The sequence below is a fragment of the Rhodococcus spongiicola genome (assembly GCF_004011835.1).
Lineage (GTDB): Bacteria > Actinomycetota > Actinomycetes > Mycobacteriales > Mycobacteriaceae > Prescottella > Prescottella spongiicola.
In genome coordinates this window covers 23073-38518 of sequence record NZ_RKLN01000006.1, presented here as the reverse complement: position 1 = coordinate 38518, position 15446 = coordinate 23073, and the positions used below count along the sequence as shown (strand labels likewise).

Sequence of the window (15446 nt, the reverse complement as noted above, 5' to 3'; positions counted from 1 at the left end):
GCATCGTAGTGCTACATGGTCTCCCGACAGAACGCTATCTCCCAACAGAACGCAGCACGCTCGCATCGATCTCGGCGACGCCGGACAGACCGGCCAACCCCATCGTGACGTCCAGGTCCGCCAACAGCATTCGCAGCGCATGCCGGACACCGTCGGCGCCTGCGAGCCCCAGCCCGTAGACCCATGGTCGCCCGTACAGCACCGCGTCGGCCCCGAGGGCGAGTGCGATCAACACGTCTGCGCCGCAGCGAATTCCGGAGTCCAGGAGCACGGTCGCCCGGTCCTTGACCGCCGCGGCGACGGGCCCGAGGGCATCGAGTGCGGCGATCGCACCGTCGACCTGACGGCCGCCGTGGTTGCTGACGACCACGCCATCGGCGCCCGCGTCGACGACGGCTCGTGCGTCGTCCTCGTGGAGGACGCCCTTCACCAGAACGGGGAGACCGGTCCATTCGCGGATCTTCGTGATGTCCGACGCCTGCAGCGTGTGGTTGCCGAACAGCGACGCCCACGTGAGCACCGCCATCTGCATCGCCTCGGGACCGTCCTCCGGCGCAGTCGCCAACTTCGAGCGGAACACCGGATCCGACAGGTAGTTCGCGATGCCCTGTGCCCGCAGGAACGGGAGATGTCCGAGTTCGAGATCTCTTGGCCGCCAGCCCAGTCCCGGAGTGTCGACGGTGACGACGATCGCCTTCGCGCCGGCCTTCGCGGCGCGCTGCACCAGCGACTGCGCCAACTCGTCGTCGGCCGGCCAGTACAGCTGGTACCACCAGCTATCGCCCGAGACGGCCCCGACGTCCTCGATCGTCGACGACGCGGCGGTCGAGAGCACCGACCCGACACCCAGGTCGGCAGCCACCTGGCCGACGATCGTCTCCCCCCGGTCGCGCACCAGGTCGAGCACCCCGATCGGGGCGGTGAGCACCGGTGCCGCGAGCCGGGTGCCCAGGATCTCGACACTGAGGTCGCGGGCGTCGGGAGCGGTGGTGCCGCGCAGCATCCGAGGCACGAGCGCGTGCCGGGAGAAGGCGTCGAGGTTCGCCGCCGCGGTGCGCTCGGTGGACGCGCTGCCGGCGATGTAGGCGTACGCCTCCGCTGTCAGCTCCTCCCGCGCACGCGCCTCGAGACCGGCAGCGGTCATCGGCAGGTCCGGGAGCGTCCCCGAGAGGCCGGTGAAATAGATTTCGTTCTGCATATTGCCGAAAATGGTCACGCGGTGACGCTAGCGCGACGGACTAGCGTCGGGGGCATGTACGCGATCACGATTTCCGGGCCCGGTGGGCCCGAAGTGATGTCCTGGACCGAGGTTCCCGATCCGACACCCGGGCCCGGCGAGGTCGTCCTCGACGTGGCCGCGACGGCCGTCAACCGCGCCGACCTGCTGCAGCGCCGCGGCCTGTATCCGCCGCCACCCGGCGCGAGCGACATCCTCGGCCTCGAGTGTTCCGGTGTGATCGCCGAAATCGGACGGGACGTCCGCGGCTGGCGGGTCGGCGACCGTGTGGCGGCGCTGCTCGCCGGCGGCGGCTACGCCGAGAAGGTCGCCGTCCCGGCCACGCAACTCCTGCCGGTCCCCGAAGGGATGGATCTGCGGGCGGCGGCGGCACTGCCCGAGGTGGCGTGCACCGTGTGGTCGAACCTGGTCATGGAGTGCGGCCTGCGCGCGGGCCGGGTGCTCCTGGTCCACGGCGGCGGGGGCGGCATCGGCACCCACGCCGTCCAGGTCGGCAGGGCCCTCGGCGCCCGCGTCGCGGTCACCGCCGGATCCGCCGCCAAACTCGAGCGGTGCGCCGAACTCGGTGCCGAGATCCTGATCAACTACCGCGAGTCGGACTTCGTCGAGGTGCTGTGCGAGGCCACCGGCGGCCACGGCGCCGACGTAATCCTCGACAACATGGGCGCGTCGTACCTCGACCGCAACATCGACGCCCTCGCACCCGACGGCCAGCTGGTGATCATCGGCATGCAGGGCGGCTTCGCCGGCGAACTGAACATCGCCAAGCTGCTCGCCAAGCGGGGCCGGATACTCGCGACCGGGCTGCGGGGACGTCCCGTGAAGGGCCCGTCGAGCAAGGCCGCGGTGATCGCCGCGGTCCGCGACAAGCTGTGGCCGCTGGTCCGCGACGGCATCGTCCAGCCGATCGTGCACGCGGAATTGCCGATCACCGAGGCGCGGACGGCGCACGAGATGCTCGACTCCCCCGACGTCGTCGGGAAGCTGGTCCTCGCGGTCGCGGAGGACTGACCGGGCCGGACGGGTTCAGCTCAGCGACGACAGGTGCTTGACGAGCTGGTCGATCTCGTACCGGGTGGTGTACGGCGCGAGGCCGATGGTGATCGCGCCGCCCTCGTCGTTGACGCCCAGCGCGTCGAGCAGGCGACCACCGACCCCGGGGCCGCTGAAGGTCGCGATCCGGTTGTCCGCGAGATGTGCGGCCACCTTGTCGGCGGTCATGCCGGCGACGGTGAAGCTCAGCGTGGGCACCCGAATCGGCGACCGCCCGATGACCGTCACCAGCGGCAGCGCATCGAGAGAGCGCATCAGGTATTCGAACAGCTGGTCGTGGTAGTCCTGCAGCGAGCTGATGGACGTCTCGAGACGCTGGCGTCGGGTTCCCGTCGCGGTCTCCTCGAGCCCGGCCAGGAAGTCGATCGAGGTGGTCAGCCCGGCGAGCAGCGCGAACTGGTGGCCGCCGACCTCCAGTCGTTCGGGGCCACGGGCGTGCGGGTTGAGCGACATCGACGGAATTCGCTCCAGCATCGTCGGATCGCGGAACACCAGTGCACCGACCTGTGGGCCACCCCACGACGTCGCATTGACGGCGACGACGTCGGCACCGAGCTCTCCGACGTCGACGTGCGCGTAGGGCGCGGCGCCGATCGCGTCGACGACGATCAGGCCCCCGACCTCGTGGATGCAGTCGGCCGCGGCGCGCACCGCCGGCGCCGATCCGACGATCGACGACGCCGCGGTGAGCGCCACCAGCCGCGTCGTCGGCTCGACCAGTTCTGTGAACTGCCAGCTCGGCAGCTCGCACGTCTCGATCTCCACCTCGGCCCACCGGACGCGCGCGCCGTACCGGCTTGCGACCCGCAGCCATGGGGCGATGTTGGCTTCCTCGTCGAGACGAGACAGCACCAGCCCGGTCCCGAGCCCGAGCCGGGAGCTGAGCGATTCGGCCAGCCACGCCAGCAGTACCGCCCGGTCGGAGCCCAACACGACACCCGCGGGGTCGCCGCCGACGAGGTCGGCTACCGCCTCACGCGCGGCGGTGACGATCCCGGCGCTGCGTTGCGAGGACAGGTGACGACCCGTCGACGAGGACGAGGACGAGGACGCCCGGAAGGCCGTGGATACGGATCGCGACACAGCATCGGGGATCTGCATTCCGGCTTGCGGGTCGAGGTGGACCCATCCATCGCCCAGCGACGGGATCAGTCCACGTACCCGGGCAACGTCATAAGCCATGTCGGACACTCTAGGTCCCGATGTCAACACCAGGCGATCCAGAACCGGCCCTGAGACAGGCGTTGGCACATGCCGTTTCCGGGTCGAACGACCCACCCTCGGCAGCCCGCCGCCGGAACATAGAAAATGGAGTTATGACGCAACCGGACAACGAACGCGTGCTCGTGATCGGCCCCGACGGCCGCCCAGTCCCCATTGCCCACGGCGGGGACCGCGCCGAGAGCCCACAGGCTGCGCCCGAAGCCGGAACCGAGCAGGACGATCAGGACGCGCTCACCGACATGGTGGAGCAGCCGGCGAAGGTCATGCGCATCGGCACGATGATCAAACAGCTGCTCGAGGAGGTACGTGCCGCGCCGCTCGACGACGCCAGCCGCACGCGGCTGAAGGAGATCCACAAGTCGTCGGTGCGGGAGCTCGAGCAGGGCCTGGCGCCCGAGCTGCGCGAGGAACTCGAGCGGCTCACGCTGCCCTTCAAGGACGACACAGTGCCGACGGACGCGGAACTGCGGATCGCGCAGGCCCAGCTGGTGGGCTGGCTCGAGGGCTTGTTCCACGGCATCCAGACGGCGCTGTTCGCCCAGCAGATGGCGGCGCGCGCGCAACTCGAGCAGATACGTCAGGGCGCCCTCCCGCCCGGAATGGGTATAGGACGAGTGCAGGGACCGGACGACGGCCCGTCGTCCGGCACCGGCCAGTACCTCTAGACCCAGGCCAACCCGGTCAGGCGGGTCGGTCCCCGTCCGGACGGTAGGCTCGGAACCCGTGTCAGCAGCAGCCTTGGATCACCAGCCGGCGTCGGACGGCGAGACCGGCCACGCCGTGTCCGACTCGCAGACGTTCCGTCGCGCGTTCCAGGACCTGCGGGACGGGTTCGCGCAGCGGGAGCTGTGGCTCAATCTCGGCTGGCAGGACATCAAGCAGCGCTACCGCCGTTCGGTGATCGGCCCGTTCTGGATCACGATCGCCACCGGCGTGCAGGCGACCGCGATGGGCATTCTGTATTCGGCGCTGTTGAACATCCCCCTCCAGGAGTTCCTGCCGTACGTCACCGTGGGCCTGATCGTATGGGCGCTGATCAGCGCGTCGATCCTCGAGGGCTCCGAGGTGTTCATCGCCAACGAGGGGCTGATCAAGCAGCTGCCGTCGGCGCTGAGCGTGCACGTGTACCGGCTGGTGTGGCGGCAGATCCTGCTGCTGGCGCACAACCTGTTGATCTACGTGATCCTGCTGGTCGCGTTCGGGGTGTGGCGACACCTGAGCTGGACATCTCTGACGGCGATTCCCGCGTTCGGCCTGCTGATACTCAACGCGCTGTGGGTGTCGATCGTCTTCGGCATCTTCGCCACCCGCTACCGCGACATCGCACCGATCCTCGGAAGCCTGACCCTGCTGCTGTTCGTGCTGACCCCGATCATGTGGTCCACCCAGGCGCTCGAGGCGCAGGGTGAGGAGGTCGCCAGGCGGGCCAAGATCGCGGAACTGAATCCGCTGTTCCACTTCCTCGACATCGTGCGCGCGCCGATGATCGGACAAGATCAGGATGCCTACCACTGGTACATCGTGCTGGGCTTCACCGTCTTCGGCTGGGCGCTCGCGCTGTACGCACTCCGCAAGTACCGGGCCCGAGTGGCCTACTGGGTCTAAGGGGGCCACGTCGTGTCGGACATGACCAGCAAGGTGAGCATCGAGACCCGCGGCGCCTGCGTCGACTTCCCGATCTTCGACGCCAAGTCGCGGTCGCTGAAGAAGGCGTTCCTCGGGAAGGCCGGCGGCGCGATCGGCCGCAACAATTCCGACGTCGTCGTGGTCGAGGCACTGCGCGACATCACACTCTCGCTCGAGGAGGGCGACCGCGTCGGTCTGGTCGGCCACAACGGCGCCGGCAAGTCGACGCTGCTGCGACTGCTGTCGGGCATCTACGAGCCCACCCGTGGCAGCGCCCGCGTCCGTGGCCGCGTGGCACCGGTCTTCGACCTCGGTGTCGGCATGGACCCCGAGATCTCCGGGTACGAGAACATCATCATCCGCGGGCTGTTCCTGGGGCAGACCCGCAAGCAGATGATGGCGAAGATGGACGAGATCGCCGAGTTCACCGAGCTCGGCGAGTACCTGAACATGCCGCTGCGCACCTACTCGACTGGCATGCGGGTGCGCGTGGCGATGGGCGTGGTCACCAGCATCGACCCCGAGATCCTGCTGCTCGACGAGGGTATCGGCGCGGTCGACGCGGAGTTCATGAAGAAGGCCCGCACCCGCCTGCAGAAGCTCGTCGAGCGCTCCGGCATCCTGGTGTTCGCCAGCCACTCCAACGAGTTCCTCGCGCAGCTGTGCGACAGCGCGATGTGGATCGATCACGGCCAGGTGCGCATGCGCGGCGGCATCGAGGACGTCGTGCGCGCGTACGAGGGCGACGACGCCGCCGACCACGTGCGCCAGGTGATCGAAGACCTGGACAAGGAGCCATCCGAGCAGACCGGCCGGGGGCGGGCCTCGTGACCGAGCAGTTAGGGGTTGGCCCCGCTGTGGCGACGGTCATCGGCGTCGTCGTCACCCACAAGCGGCGCGAACTGCTGGCCCAGTCGCTGAAGGTGCTCGCCGGGCAGACCCGACCGCTCGACCATCTCATCGTCGTGGACAACGCCGACGAGCCCAGCGTCCGCGAACTCGTCGAGAGCGCGGAAGTCCCCACCACCTATCTGGGGTCCAAGCACAATCTCGGCGGCGCCGGCGGATTCGCACTCGGCATCCTGTACGCGCTCTCGCTAGGCGCAGACTGGGTGTGGCTGGCCGACGACGACGGCCACCCCGAGGGCCCCGAGGTTCTCGCAACACTGCTGGCGTGCGCGAGGCGGCACGGCCTCGCCGAGGTCTCCCCCGTCGTGTGCGACATCGACGACCCGGACCGGCTCGCGTTCCCGCTGCGCCGCGGCCTCGAGTGGAGACGGTGGCGCTCCGAACTGGGCGACGACGACCTGCTGCCCGGCATCGCCTCCCTGTTCAACGGGGCGCTGTTCTCCGCGGCCGCCATCGACGCCGTCGGCGTACCGGACCTGCGCCTGTTCGTGCGCGGTGACGAGGTCGAGGTGCACCGCCGCCTGGTCCGCTCCGGGCTGCCGTTCGGTACGTGCCTACAGACCGCGTACGTGCACCCCGACGGCGCCGACGAGTTCAAGCCCATACTCGGCGGGCGGATGCACACCCAGTACCCGGACAACGAGACCAAGCGGTTCTTCACCTACCGCAACCGCGGGTACCTGATGTCCCAGCCGGGGATGCGCAAGCTGCTGCCTCAGGAGTACGCACGCTTCGGCTGGTACTTCCTCGTCAGCCGGCGCGACCCGAAGGGGCTTCTCGAATGGCTGCGGCTGCAGAAATTGGGGCGACGGGAGCGGTTCGAGCGGCCCTGAGGAAGTCCCCTCGTCTGTTCCGTAACCGTAGCGTGCTCAGCTCTGACACAGATCGGTCGCGCCCGTCGGCTTTACCCAGACACCTCCCACCGAACCCTGGCAGCATGGGAACGGAGTCGACGTTCGCACATGGGAGGGGAACAAACATGTTCGATCGGTTCCGCAAGTCGGCCAGGCTCAAAATCCAGCGAGCGGTCGCGGAGGTGATCCGCGAGTCCGACCGCAAGGCGCGGATCGAGCAGGAGAACAGACACGACCAGTTGCTGGCCGAACTGTCTGCGAACAACGGCGAGATGCTCCGCATGCTCAACGAGATCGCCGAGGCGCGCGGGCAGGTGGCCTCGGTCAGCGAACGCCTGAACGAACTCGAGCAGCGCACCCGGCGCGACATCACTCACGCGCTCGACATCCGCGCCACCGACGAGAGTGCCCAGTTCGTGCTCGACCACATGCCGAAGGCGCCGGTGTTCTGGCATCCGCACGACACCCTGCGCCACGGCCTGGAGCTGGTGAAGGTCGACGGCCTGGCTCTGGAGTTCGGCGTCGGGAACGGCACCACGCTGCGAATCGCCAGCGATTCACTGCGCCCCACCGGGCACGAGGTGTGGGGCTTCGACGTTTGGTCGGGCCTGCCGGAGGCGTGGCGCACCGGGTTCCCCGCGGGCGAGTTCGCACAGAACTCGCTGCCGTCGGTGCCCGGCGCACAGTTGGTATCCGGGCTGTTCGAGAACACCCTGCCCAGCTTCCTCGCCGACCATCCGGGCCCCGTCGCGTTCGTCCACCTCGACGCCGACCTGTACTCGTCGACGCGCACGGTGCTCGATCTCGTCGGCGATCGTCTCGTGTCCGGATCGGTGCTCGTGTTCGACGAGTACTTCAACTACCCGGGCTGGCAGAACCACGAGCACCGCGCCTGGAGCGAGTTCGTCACCCGCACCGGCATCCGCTTCGACTACCTCGCATACACCGCCAACCACGAGCAGGTCGTCGTCCGCATTCGCGAATAGCTGTCCGCGAAAAGCTTTGCCCCACACTAATTCTCGTACAGGTGGGCCCAGTTCTCGCGGCTCGTCAGCTGCGGGAACGCCTGCCGGTAGGCCTCGGCCACAGCCGGTGCCTCCGTGCGGAACCGCTTCATGACCGCGACGAGGCGCCTGGTCATTTCCGAGGCCAGTTCCCGATCGAATCGCCGCTCGCGCATCCCGGACTGCGATGCGTCGGTGACGAACACGTGCGCGAAACGCCCCACGTGCCACCACTGTGCGTCCTCGAACGAGATCGACACCGGGCCGGGCTCGAGTCGACCCCGGGCCTGGGTCACCACTCGCTTCGCGAGGATCGCGTCCTCGAGGGCCGGGTTCGGCGGCGGATCCGCCCGTCGCACTGCTACCGGAGGCAACTCAGAGGCTCGACGAGTGACGGTCTCCGCGAACCGCTTTCGCTCCGCGTTGATCGAAGCCAACGCAGCCTGTCCACCGTCGGCGAGAGCTTCCGGGCCTTCGAGGAAACCCTCGATCGCGCGCAACTGGGTGTGCGCCAATCCGTATTGCAGGCTGACGATGGACCGACTGATGTCCCGCGAGAGGTTCTTCACGAGCGCCGACGACGCGAACCCCGGATCGAGCGCGGCAGTGATCAGGCCATTGCGGGTGCTGAAGTAGTGGGCAAAACCGTCGACGTCCTTCCAGTAGAAGTCGGCGTGCCACACCGCAGCGCCGGGCAGGGTGATCGTCGGGATCCCCGCACGCCCGCACCGTAGCCCGAATTCCACATCGTCCCACTGGAAGAAGACCGGCAGCGGCAGCCCGACCCGGCGCACGGCCTCGGCCGGGATCAGGCAGGACCACCACCCGTTGTATTCGGTGTCGACCCGGCGTTCCGGCAGCGACTTCAGGAGATTGTGGTTGTGGGTACTGAACTTCTCCGTGGCCAGACCACGTCGCAGATTCGTCAGGTCCACCCGCTCGGCGTTCGCCAACAAGTAGTTGGGGCTGTAGAGGAACAGCATCTCGGCGCCGACGAGCGCGGGCCGCGTGGTGCAGTTCGCGAAGGCACCGAGCCGCAGCACGGTCTCCGGCTCGCACAGGATGTCGTCGTCCATGAGGATCACGTCGGTGTCGTCGCCGGACGCCGACACCTCGAACAGCCCGCGCGTGAACCCTCCGGCGCCACCGAGATTCGGCTGGCGCAGGTAGTGCAGCCGATCACCGAACGTGGGCACGACCTTTCGGAACAGCTCGCGGTCCTCGACCGGGTCGGTGCCCTGATCGACCACGTAGACGGCGTCGAGTTGGTCGACCACGCGGGTGTCGGACGCCAACGCGGCCACCGTGTTCGCGCAGTCGTCGGCGCGGTTGAACGTGCAGATCGCGATAGCGAGGGGACGCGGCGGCGCCGCGGCCTCGACACTCCACTCGATCCGGTCGAACGTCACCTCGGCGTCGAGGGCCTCGAACTCGAGCCACAGCGAACCGCCGTCGACGAACTGATCGAGGCCACTGGTCAGCGTGACGGTGCCCTGACCGTCGGGAGTGCTGGCCGCGACGATGCGACGGTGACCGCCGATGTCGGACGCGACGAGCAGCACCCGGCACGACGTGGTGGACAGGACGCGCACGCTTGCGGTGACCTCTGTCGCGGTCGTCCACCGCTGCCAGTAGCTGGCCGGGAACCGCCCGAAAAAGGTGTTGGTGTGCGCCTTGGCGCCGGCATGCAGGTTCAGCGAGAAGCGGTCACGGGTCGAGCCGCCCTTTTCGACGACCGCGTACAGCTCCTCGTTGGCGACCGGTGATGTCCCGGTGAACAGAGTGCGTTGGGCTACGAGCCGATCGGCGGTCTCGTTTTCAGGCAGGGGTCGGGTGCCGGGCGAGTTCGCAGGATCCACACCGGGCAGGGTATCGCGGACCGACCCCCCGGCATGCCCCGTGCCCTATCTGTCCGATGAGCGGGCGCCTGCGGCGGCGGACGCCGCAGACCGCAACGCGGAGCGGCGACGGCGCAGCGACCACAGGCCCTTCGCCATCCGCACCACGTCGCCGGCGGAGATGCGGCTCGCATGCGCGCGGTGCTCGCCGCTGAGCCGGATCGGGACCTCCACCGGGCGGATGCCGGCAGACTCGACCGCGTAGTCCAACTCGGTGGTGAACAAGAACCCGGACTCGACCAAGTGCGGGACCAGGGCACGCAGCAAATCGCCGTCGACCAGGAACGTGCCCTGCGGGTCTCCGGTACGGGTACCGAGGATCACCCGGCGCAAGATCGCGAAGCTCCGTGTCATCACCGCCCGCGGCAGGCCCCGGTCGGCGACCGAGTTGGGGTGGGCCTTGGAACCGATCACGACGGCAGGCCGCCGGCCGGTCTCCCGCTCCACACGATCGGCACCGTCGACGTCGTCGAAGCCGAACGGCAGGTCGTCGGCGGTGAGCAGCACCCGCGACCCGCGCGAGGCGAGCGCGCCGGCGCGGAGGGCGTTGCCCATGCCCTTGTCACTGCGCATCGGAACGAAGGACACACCCGCGGTGTCCCACCCGTCGGCGATGGCTGCACAAATCGCGGGGGTGTCGTCCGTCGAGCCGTTCTCCACGGCGATGATCTCGACGGACTGCCCCCGGAATCGCTCGGCGAACCGGCGAACCGTCACCTCGAGGACCGTGCCCGAGTTGTGCGCCGGGATCACGATTGACAGGGCGACGTCGCTCTCGGGCTCGCCCTCGCCGCCATCGGAGCCCACGCTGCGATCAGAGTTCGTCCGCACCCGATGACCTCCGCCCCCACTCGATGTGCCTTCTCGATGTGCCCTGCGAACCGCGGCGGAATACTACGCTCCGACGACAGGGATATTGCCGCTTCGCGATCCGTCCGCCGACGAAAGCCTGCCGTGAGACCTGACCTGCCGCTCGCCGAACGTGTGACGCCGCCGATTGTGCTCGCCGTGCTCGTCGCGGCGGTAGCGGCGATCCCGCTGGTGTCGAATCGGTGGTTCTACTACTGGGACGACAGCGCGGCCGCGTTCGCGCCGGGCTGGTACACGATCGGCGAGCGACTGCTGTCGGGATCGTGGCCGACGCTGCTGCCGGAAATGTGGGCGGGTGGCAACATCACCGCCGAGGCGCTGTACGGCACCTACAACCCGGTGCTGCTCGCGGAGTCGATCCTCGTCGCCACCGTGCCGGATCTGGCAGTCGGCATGACGCTGGTCAAGATGCAGTTCCTGGCGCTGCTCGCGGTCGGCGTCTACGTCCTCGCCCGCCAGTACGGAGCGACCCGGTCGATGGCGTTCGTGGCCGGGTTCGCGATGCCGTTCGCCGGCTACACGCTCTACTTCGACGCCTCGACCTGGGCGTCGGGTCTGATCGCGTTCGCATGGATCCCGCACGTGTGGTGGTCGGCCCGCGCGAGCGCCTTGGGGCGGGTCAATCCGCTGGTACCGATCCTGTTCGGCGTCCTGGCGATGACGAGCGGCAACCCGTACGGCGCGATAGCGGTCGGCGTCGTGTACCTGGCGGTGATCGCCGAATGCGTTGCGGTGCGGTTGTATCCCGGCATCCGGTCCCTGGTGGTGAGCGGAGCGGCGATCCTGATGATGTCATCGATCGTCTACCTGCCCCTGGCGTTCACAACGGGCGTCTCGGTGCGCACCCAGACCGGGGTCCGCAACGACGACGCCCTGCGGCCGGATCTCGGGGACCTGTTGAACCTCTCGGCACTGTCGAACCAGCCGTACCTGCCGATCTTCGACACCCCGGCGGCGACGGTGCCCCTGGTGTACCTGGTGTGGTTCCTGGTGCCGCTCGCGCCGTGGATCCGCTGGGGATCGCTGCGGCGCCTCGGCCGCGCCGGCGTGTCGCTCGCCGTGTTCGGCGGCATCTACCTGGTGCTGCTGCTGGGCCCGTCGGACCTGTGGCTGTTCCGCTGGCCCGCACGCCTCATCGAGTACGGGCAGCTGCCCGTGCTGGTGGTCGCCGCCGTCGCCTTGTCGGCCGGGCTGGCACGCGACCGCTGGAGGCGGCGACTGGGTATCAGCGCCGGGCTGGTGCTGCTCCAGTTCTACCTGTCGTGGGCGAACATTCCCGACGACATCGGCATCCACCTCGCGGCCCTTGCGATCACGGTAGCGCTCACCTCCATCGCGTTGATCGTGTCGGCCCGTGCACCTCGCCTGCTCGCCGGGACGCTCGCGGCAGGAGTCGTCGTGGCGCTGGCCGCGCAGACCAACCTGTGGTTCACCGGCAACTACAACGTCACGCCGTGGAAGTTCCCGAGTCAGGTAGCTTCCCTCCGGGACCACTTCGGAGACCGTTATCCCGGCACGACGTTCGTTATCGCGGACCGCGAGAACATCAGTGAGGACGACCCCACCGGGCAGTGGGACGACATCCTGTTCGGCAGCCTGTACCAGCCGGCGGGCGTGCGCGCGGTCAACAACTACGCGGGCATCGGCTTCGATTCGTTCGTCGAGGCCCTCTGCATCAACTACTACGGCGGCGTCGAATGCCCCGACGGGGTCAGCCGTCTGCGCGCCGAGTCGCCGGGCACCGGGGTGTCCTGGCTCGACGCGATGCGCATCGACACCGTCGTCGTGCAGAACAGCGGACCGTACGGCGCGACACAGGCACTCGACGCTCTACCGGCCGACGAGTGGAGCGTGCGTGCCGAGCGCGTCGTCACCGTCGGAACCCGCACCGCCGCGAGGCCGTGGCCGGACGGTCGGCTGTCCGCCGCCACACCGGGTCTCGAAATCACCGGGGACCGCGCTTCGACCGACACCCGAGAAACTGTCACCTACACCGGTTCCGGCACAGCCACTTTCGCGCTGCTCGCCTGGCCCGGATGGACGGCAACCGCGGACGGAGAGGCGGTTGACATCATCGCCAGCCCCGGTGGACTGTTGCAGGTCGAGCTACCGGACAGCGGCAATGGCGAGTCGATGCTCACGCTCGAATTCACCCCACCCGGAACCACTCTGGGGCTGGGCCTTGCCGGGGCTGGGCTGGTCCTCGCGCTCGCGCAGGGGGTGTGGTTCGCGGTGTGGACCCGACGTCGTCCAGTCGCAAACGCTTGACCTGCGATTGAGGGAAGCCAGAACCCTTGTCGGCGAGTACTGTAGGTCGAGGGTGTACGGTACCGCTGGTATCCAGTCGGTGCCGAAGCCACTGCTCAGCAGCTGAGCGAGATCCACGAACTCCGCGTGTGGGGATCTTGAATATGACCGACAAAGACATCGACAAGAACACTGCGATGCTTGTCATCGATATGCAGAAGGAAAGCAAGTACGGCATCGACGGCCTGCAGGAGGCCTTGGACGCCACCGAGTCACTGCTCGACAAATGTCGATCGCTATCGATTCCGATCATCTACACAAGACACGTCGGCAGAGCGGACAAACTGGGACTGGTAAGTAATGATGTTCTCGATTCCGACGGAAGACCGGTCTTCTATCGATCCGACACCCCGGACTTCGAGGTAATCGATCAGGTCCAGCCCAGGCTCGGCGACGTCGTCATCGACAAGTACCGATGGAGCGGATTTTACGAGACTCCCCTGGATCTCCTGCTCCGCACGGAAAAGATCGAGACTTTGATCGTCGTCGGCTTCGTTACCGACGGCTGCGTCCTCACGACGGTGTTCGACGCTTTTGCGCGAAACTACGACGTCGTGCTGGTCAAAGATGCGTGTGCGGCCACCAATTCGGGGGCGCACAAGTCGGCCGTGTTGACCATGGGCAATTGGGTGTACGGCATCGAAATCATCGATTCGCACGAACTACTCAAGAAGCTGAAAGGGTCTCCCTACGCGTCCTGGAAGTCTACCGCGCCCGATCTTCTCGCGTACTCGAGCGACAGACTGGACGAATGTTACGCATCACTATCGGGGGAATCCAAGAAAGTAGCAACCGATGGCCGATAACATCGTTACCAGCTCCGACGAATATTTGTCCGAAGATCTTTCCAGACTCGATCAGATGGGGTTGTTAGCCCTGGCTATCGCCCCCATCGTCCTGTCGCTCTGGTGGCATCTTTCGCAAGTGGCCCTGACGTGAGAGCGGAATCCTCCGCCTCGGCACCCCTACCAAAATCAGCTCGCTACGCAGGTTTCCTTTCGATATTTTGGCTGTGGGCCGGGGGGAACGTCCTCCTTACAAATTTCATCTCCGGATCCTCCTACAGCATCGGGCTCGGGTTCTGGAACATGCTGGTCGTCACCGTAGCCGGCTTCATGCTCGGATACGCTTTCTGCTCGTGGAACTCGCAGCGTAGCGCCAGGTACGGCGTCGACGAGATCGTGTCGCTGCGCCCCGCCTTCGGTCACCGCGGCTCGTCCTACGGGACATTGCTTCTCGTCTGCATCAACTTTGGGTGGGTCGGAATTCTGGCGTCGCTGGCGGGCACGGCAGCTCATCTCGTTGCCAGCGGGCAAGGAGTGAGCTTCGAAGGCGACTACTACGTCTATGCGATCGGTGCCGGTATCGCTCTGCCTCTGCTGATCATCACATTCAGTCAGAAGGCTGCCTTCATCGTGTCCCGGTTCGCAGTGCCGGTTCTCGTTTTCTTTGTTCTGTACATAGTCTTCAGATTAATAAATGATGGAAATATGGCCGCCATCATCCGCCATCCTGGCGACGGCAGCGCGGGGTGGGCGGACGCGTTCGAAATAGTCTTTGCATTTTCGATATCGTGGTTCCCGTACCTCGGTTCCTGGAACCGATTCTCCAAGACAGAGAAGTCGAGCTTCTGGGGGACATATCTCGGATTGCTGTTGACCGGAGTGATGTTCGCCGTAGTGGGCGGTATGGCCACACTAGCGACCGGTGAAATAGATCCCGCCCTCTGGGCCAATCAGCTCGACCTGGGGTTGGTGTCGTTGCTGATAATCATTCTTGGGACCGTGACCGCGGTAACCCACCTACTGGGTTCCGGATCGGCGGGAATTCTGAGCACCTTCCCCCGCACCAACTATCGAGTAGTTTGCCTTTTGGTGACCACACCGTCCATCATCTTCGTCTTCGGCTCGTCACTGCAAGAGCTTTTCAATATCCTTCTCGTATTCATCGGTTTGCTCGTGGGACCCTACTGGGCCGTCGCTCTGGCCGATTATTTCTTCCTTCGCAAGCAAAAGTTCGACGTGAGGGCATGCTACGACAGGTTCGGACCGTACTGGTATGTCCGCGGATTCAATCCGTTCGCCTTCGCGAGCACTCTGGTCGGGATGATCGTGTGGCTGTTCCTCGGCGGCTGGCTGAGCGGGTTTTCGGTCCTGACGTTCTCTGCAGGACAGAACGTTTTCAACTACGTGACGGCCACCCTGCCGGCGATGGCCGTTTCCGGCCTGGCCTATTACGTGTTGGGTAAGACCGTCGTCCCGCGGTTGGGCATGGGCGGCTACAAGCCGGTAGTCGGCGCCCACGTAGCGACCATGGTTCCGGCGAAGTCCTGACAAGACGACTGAGCGGGCGAACCGGACCCGTCGGAAATTTCCGAATTGCCCCTCTCTGCGCTGGATTCCCTGCCATACTCGGCGCTCATCGCCCTCCGGCGGAGCGCAGATCGTAGGCGGGCATGTCCCGC

14 protein-coding genes are annotated in these 15446 nt (G+C 66.8%); 10 read left to right on the top strand and 4 right to left on the bottom strand.

The window, feature by feature from the left end:
* Positions 1 to 34: 34 nt before the first annotated feature.
* Positions 35 to 1198: an alpha-hydroxy-acid oxidizing protein gene (locus tag EF834_RS15725; RefSeq protein ID WP_127948345.1), complete on the bottom strand. Its 1164-nt coding sequence runs from the start codon at positions 1196 to 1198 to the stop codon at positions 35 to 37.
* Between the two features lie 54 nt (positions 1199 to 1252).
* Between EF834_RS15725 and EF834_RS15720 the strand changes: the two genes are divergently transcribed.
* Positions 1253 to 2248: an NAD(P)H-quinone oxidoreductase gene (locus EF834_RS15720; protein WP_127948181.1), complete on the top strand. Its 996-nt coding sequence runs from the start codon at positions 1253 to 1255 to the stop codon at positions 2246 to 2248.
* 15 nt (positions 2249 to 2263) lie between these two features.
* Here the strand turns inward: EF834_RS15720 and EF834_RS15715 are convergent, their stop codons facing one another.
* Positions 2264 to 3472, bottom strand: coding sequence for a cysteine desulfurase-like protein (locus EF834_RS15715; RefSeq protein ID WP_127948180.1), 1209 nt, complete (start codon positions 3470 to 3472; stop codon positions 2264 to 2266).
* A 134-nt stretch (positions 3473 to 3606) separates the two neighbouring features.
* Here EF834_RS15715 and EF834_RS15710 point away from each other — a divergent pair, with 134 nt between their 5' ends.
* The 5 genes from EF834_RS15710 (at position 3607) to EF834_RS15690 (ending at position 7889) form a co-directional block, all read left to right on the top strand.
* Positions 3607 to 4179, top strand: a complete 573-nt coding sequence (locus tag EF834_RS15710) for a bacterial proteasome activator family protein (protein WP_127948179.1) — start codon at positions 3607 to 3609, stop codon at positions 4177 to 4179.
* 58 nt (positions 4180 to 4237) lie between these two features.
* Positions 4238 to 5119, top strand: coding sequence for a galactan export ABC transporter permease subunit Wzm/RfbD (gene wzm / locus EF834_RS15705; protein WP_127948178.1), 882 nt, complete (start codon positions 4238 to 4240; stop codon positions 5117 to 5119).
* A gap of 21 nt (positions 5120 to 5140) precedes the next feature.
* Positions 5141 to 5971, top strand: a complete 831-nt coding sequence (wzt, locus tag EF834_RS15700; RefSeq protein WP_127948177.1) for a galactan export ABC transporter ATP-binding subunit Wzt/RfbE — start codon at positions 5141 to 5143, stop codon at positions 5969 to 5971.
* A gap of 26 nt (positions 5972 to 5997) precedes the next feature.
* Positions 5998 to 6882 carry a galactofuranosyltransferase GlfT1 gene (glfT1, locus tag EF834_RS15695; protein ID WP_127948344.1) on the top strand — a complete coding sequence of 295 codons (885 nt, stop codon included), beginning with the start codon at positions 5998 to 6000 and terminating at the stop codon, positions 6880 to 6882.
* A gap of 146 nt (positions 6883 to 7028) precedes the next feature.
* Positions 7029 to 7889 carry a class I SAM-dependent methyltransferase gene (locus EF834_RS15690; protein WP_127948176.1) on the top strand — a complete coding sequence of 287 codons (861 nt, stop codon included), beginning with the start codon at positions 7029 to 7031 and terminating at the stop codon, positions 7887 to 7889.
* Between the two features lie 26 nt (positions 7890 to 7915).
* Here EF834_RS15690 and EF834_RS15685 read toward each other — a convergent pair whose 3' ends face one another.
* Together EF834_RS15685 and EF834_RS15680 are read right to left on the bottom strand one after the other, a co-directional pair.
* Positions 7916 to 9766 (bottom strand): glycosyltransferase, encoded by a 1851-nt coding sequence (locus EF834_RS15685; RefSeq protein WP_206615302.1) that lies wholly within the window; start codon positions 9764 to 9766, stop codon positions 7916 to 7918.
* A 45-nt stretch (positions 9767 to 9811) separates the two neighbouring features.
* Entirely contained in the window at positions 9812 to 10612 is an 801-nt protein-coding gene (locus EF834_RS15680; protein ID WP_127948343.1) for a glycosyltransferase, read from the bottom strand.
* Positions 10613 to 10759: 147 nt separating this feature from the next.
* On the opposite strand from EF834_RS15680, the gene EF834_RS15675 reads away from it, so the two are divergent.
* From EF834_RS15675 to EF834_RS15665, 4 genes are all read left to right on the top strand, one after another.
* Complete coding sequence (locus tag EF834_RS15675; protein ID WP_127948174.1) at positions 10760 to 12943, top strand: hypothetical protein; 2184 nt, start codon at positions 10760 to 10762, stop codon at positions 12941 to 12943.
* A 143-nt stretch (positions 12944 to 13086) separates the two neighbouring features.
* A complete protein-coding gene (locus EF834_RS15670) occupies positions 13087 to 13788 on the top strand; it encodes a cysteine hydrolase family protein (RefSeq protein ID WP_127948173.1) in 702 nt (233 codons plus the stop codon).
* Positions 13778 to 13921, top strand: coding sequence for a hypothetical protein (locus tag EF834_RS18235; protein WP_164874152.1), 144 nt, complete (start codon positions 13778 to 13780; stop codon positions 13919 to 13921). Before EF834_RS15670 ends, EF834_RS18235 begins: the two co-directional genes overlap by 11 nt.
* Positions 13891 to 15315 carry a purine-cytosine permease family protein gene (locus tag EF834_RS15665; protein ID WP_328590561.1) on the top strand — a complete coding sequence of 475 codons (1425 nt, stop codon included), beginning with the start codon at positions 13891 to 13893 and terminating at the stop codon, positions 15313 to 15315. The genes EF834_RS18235 and EF834_RS15665 overlap by 31 nt, the downstream gene beginning before the upstream one ends.
* The last annotated feature ends 131 nt before the right edge of the window (positions 15316 to 15446 follow it).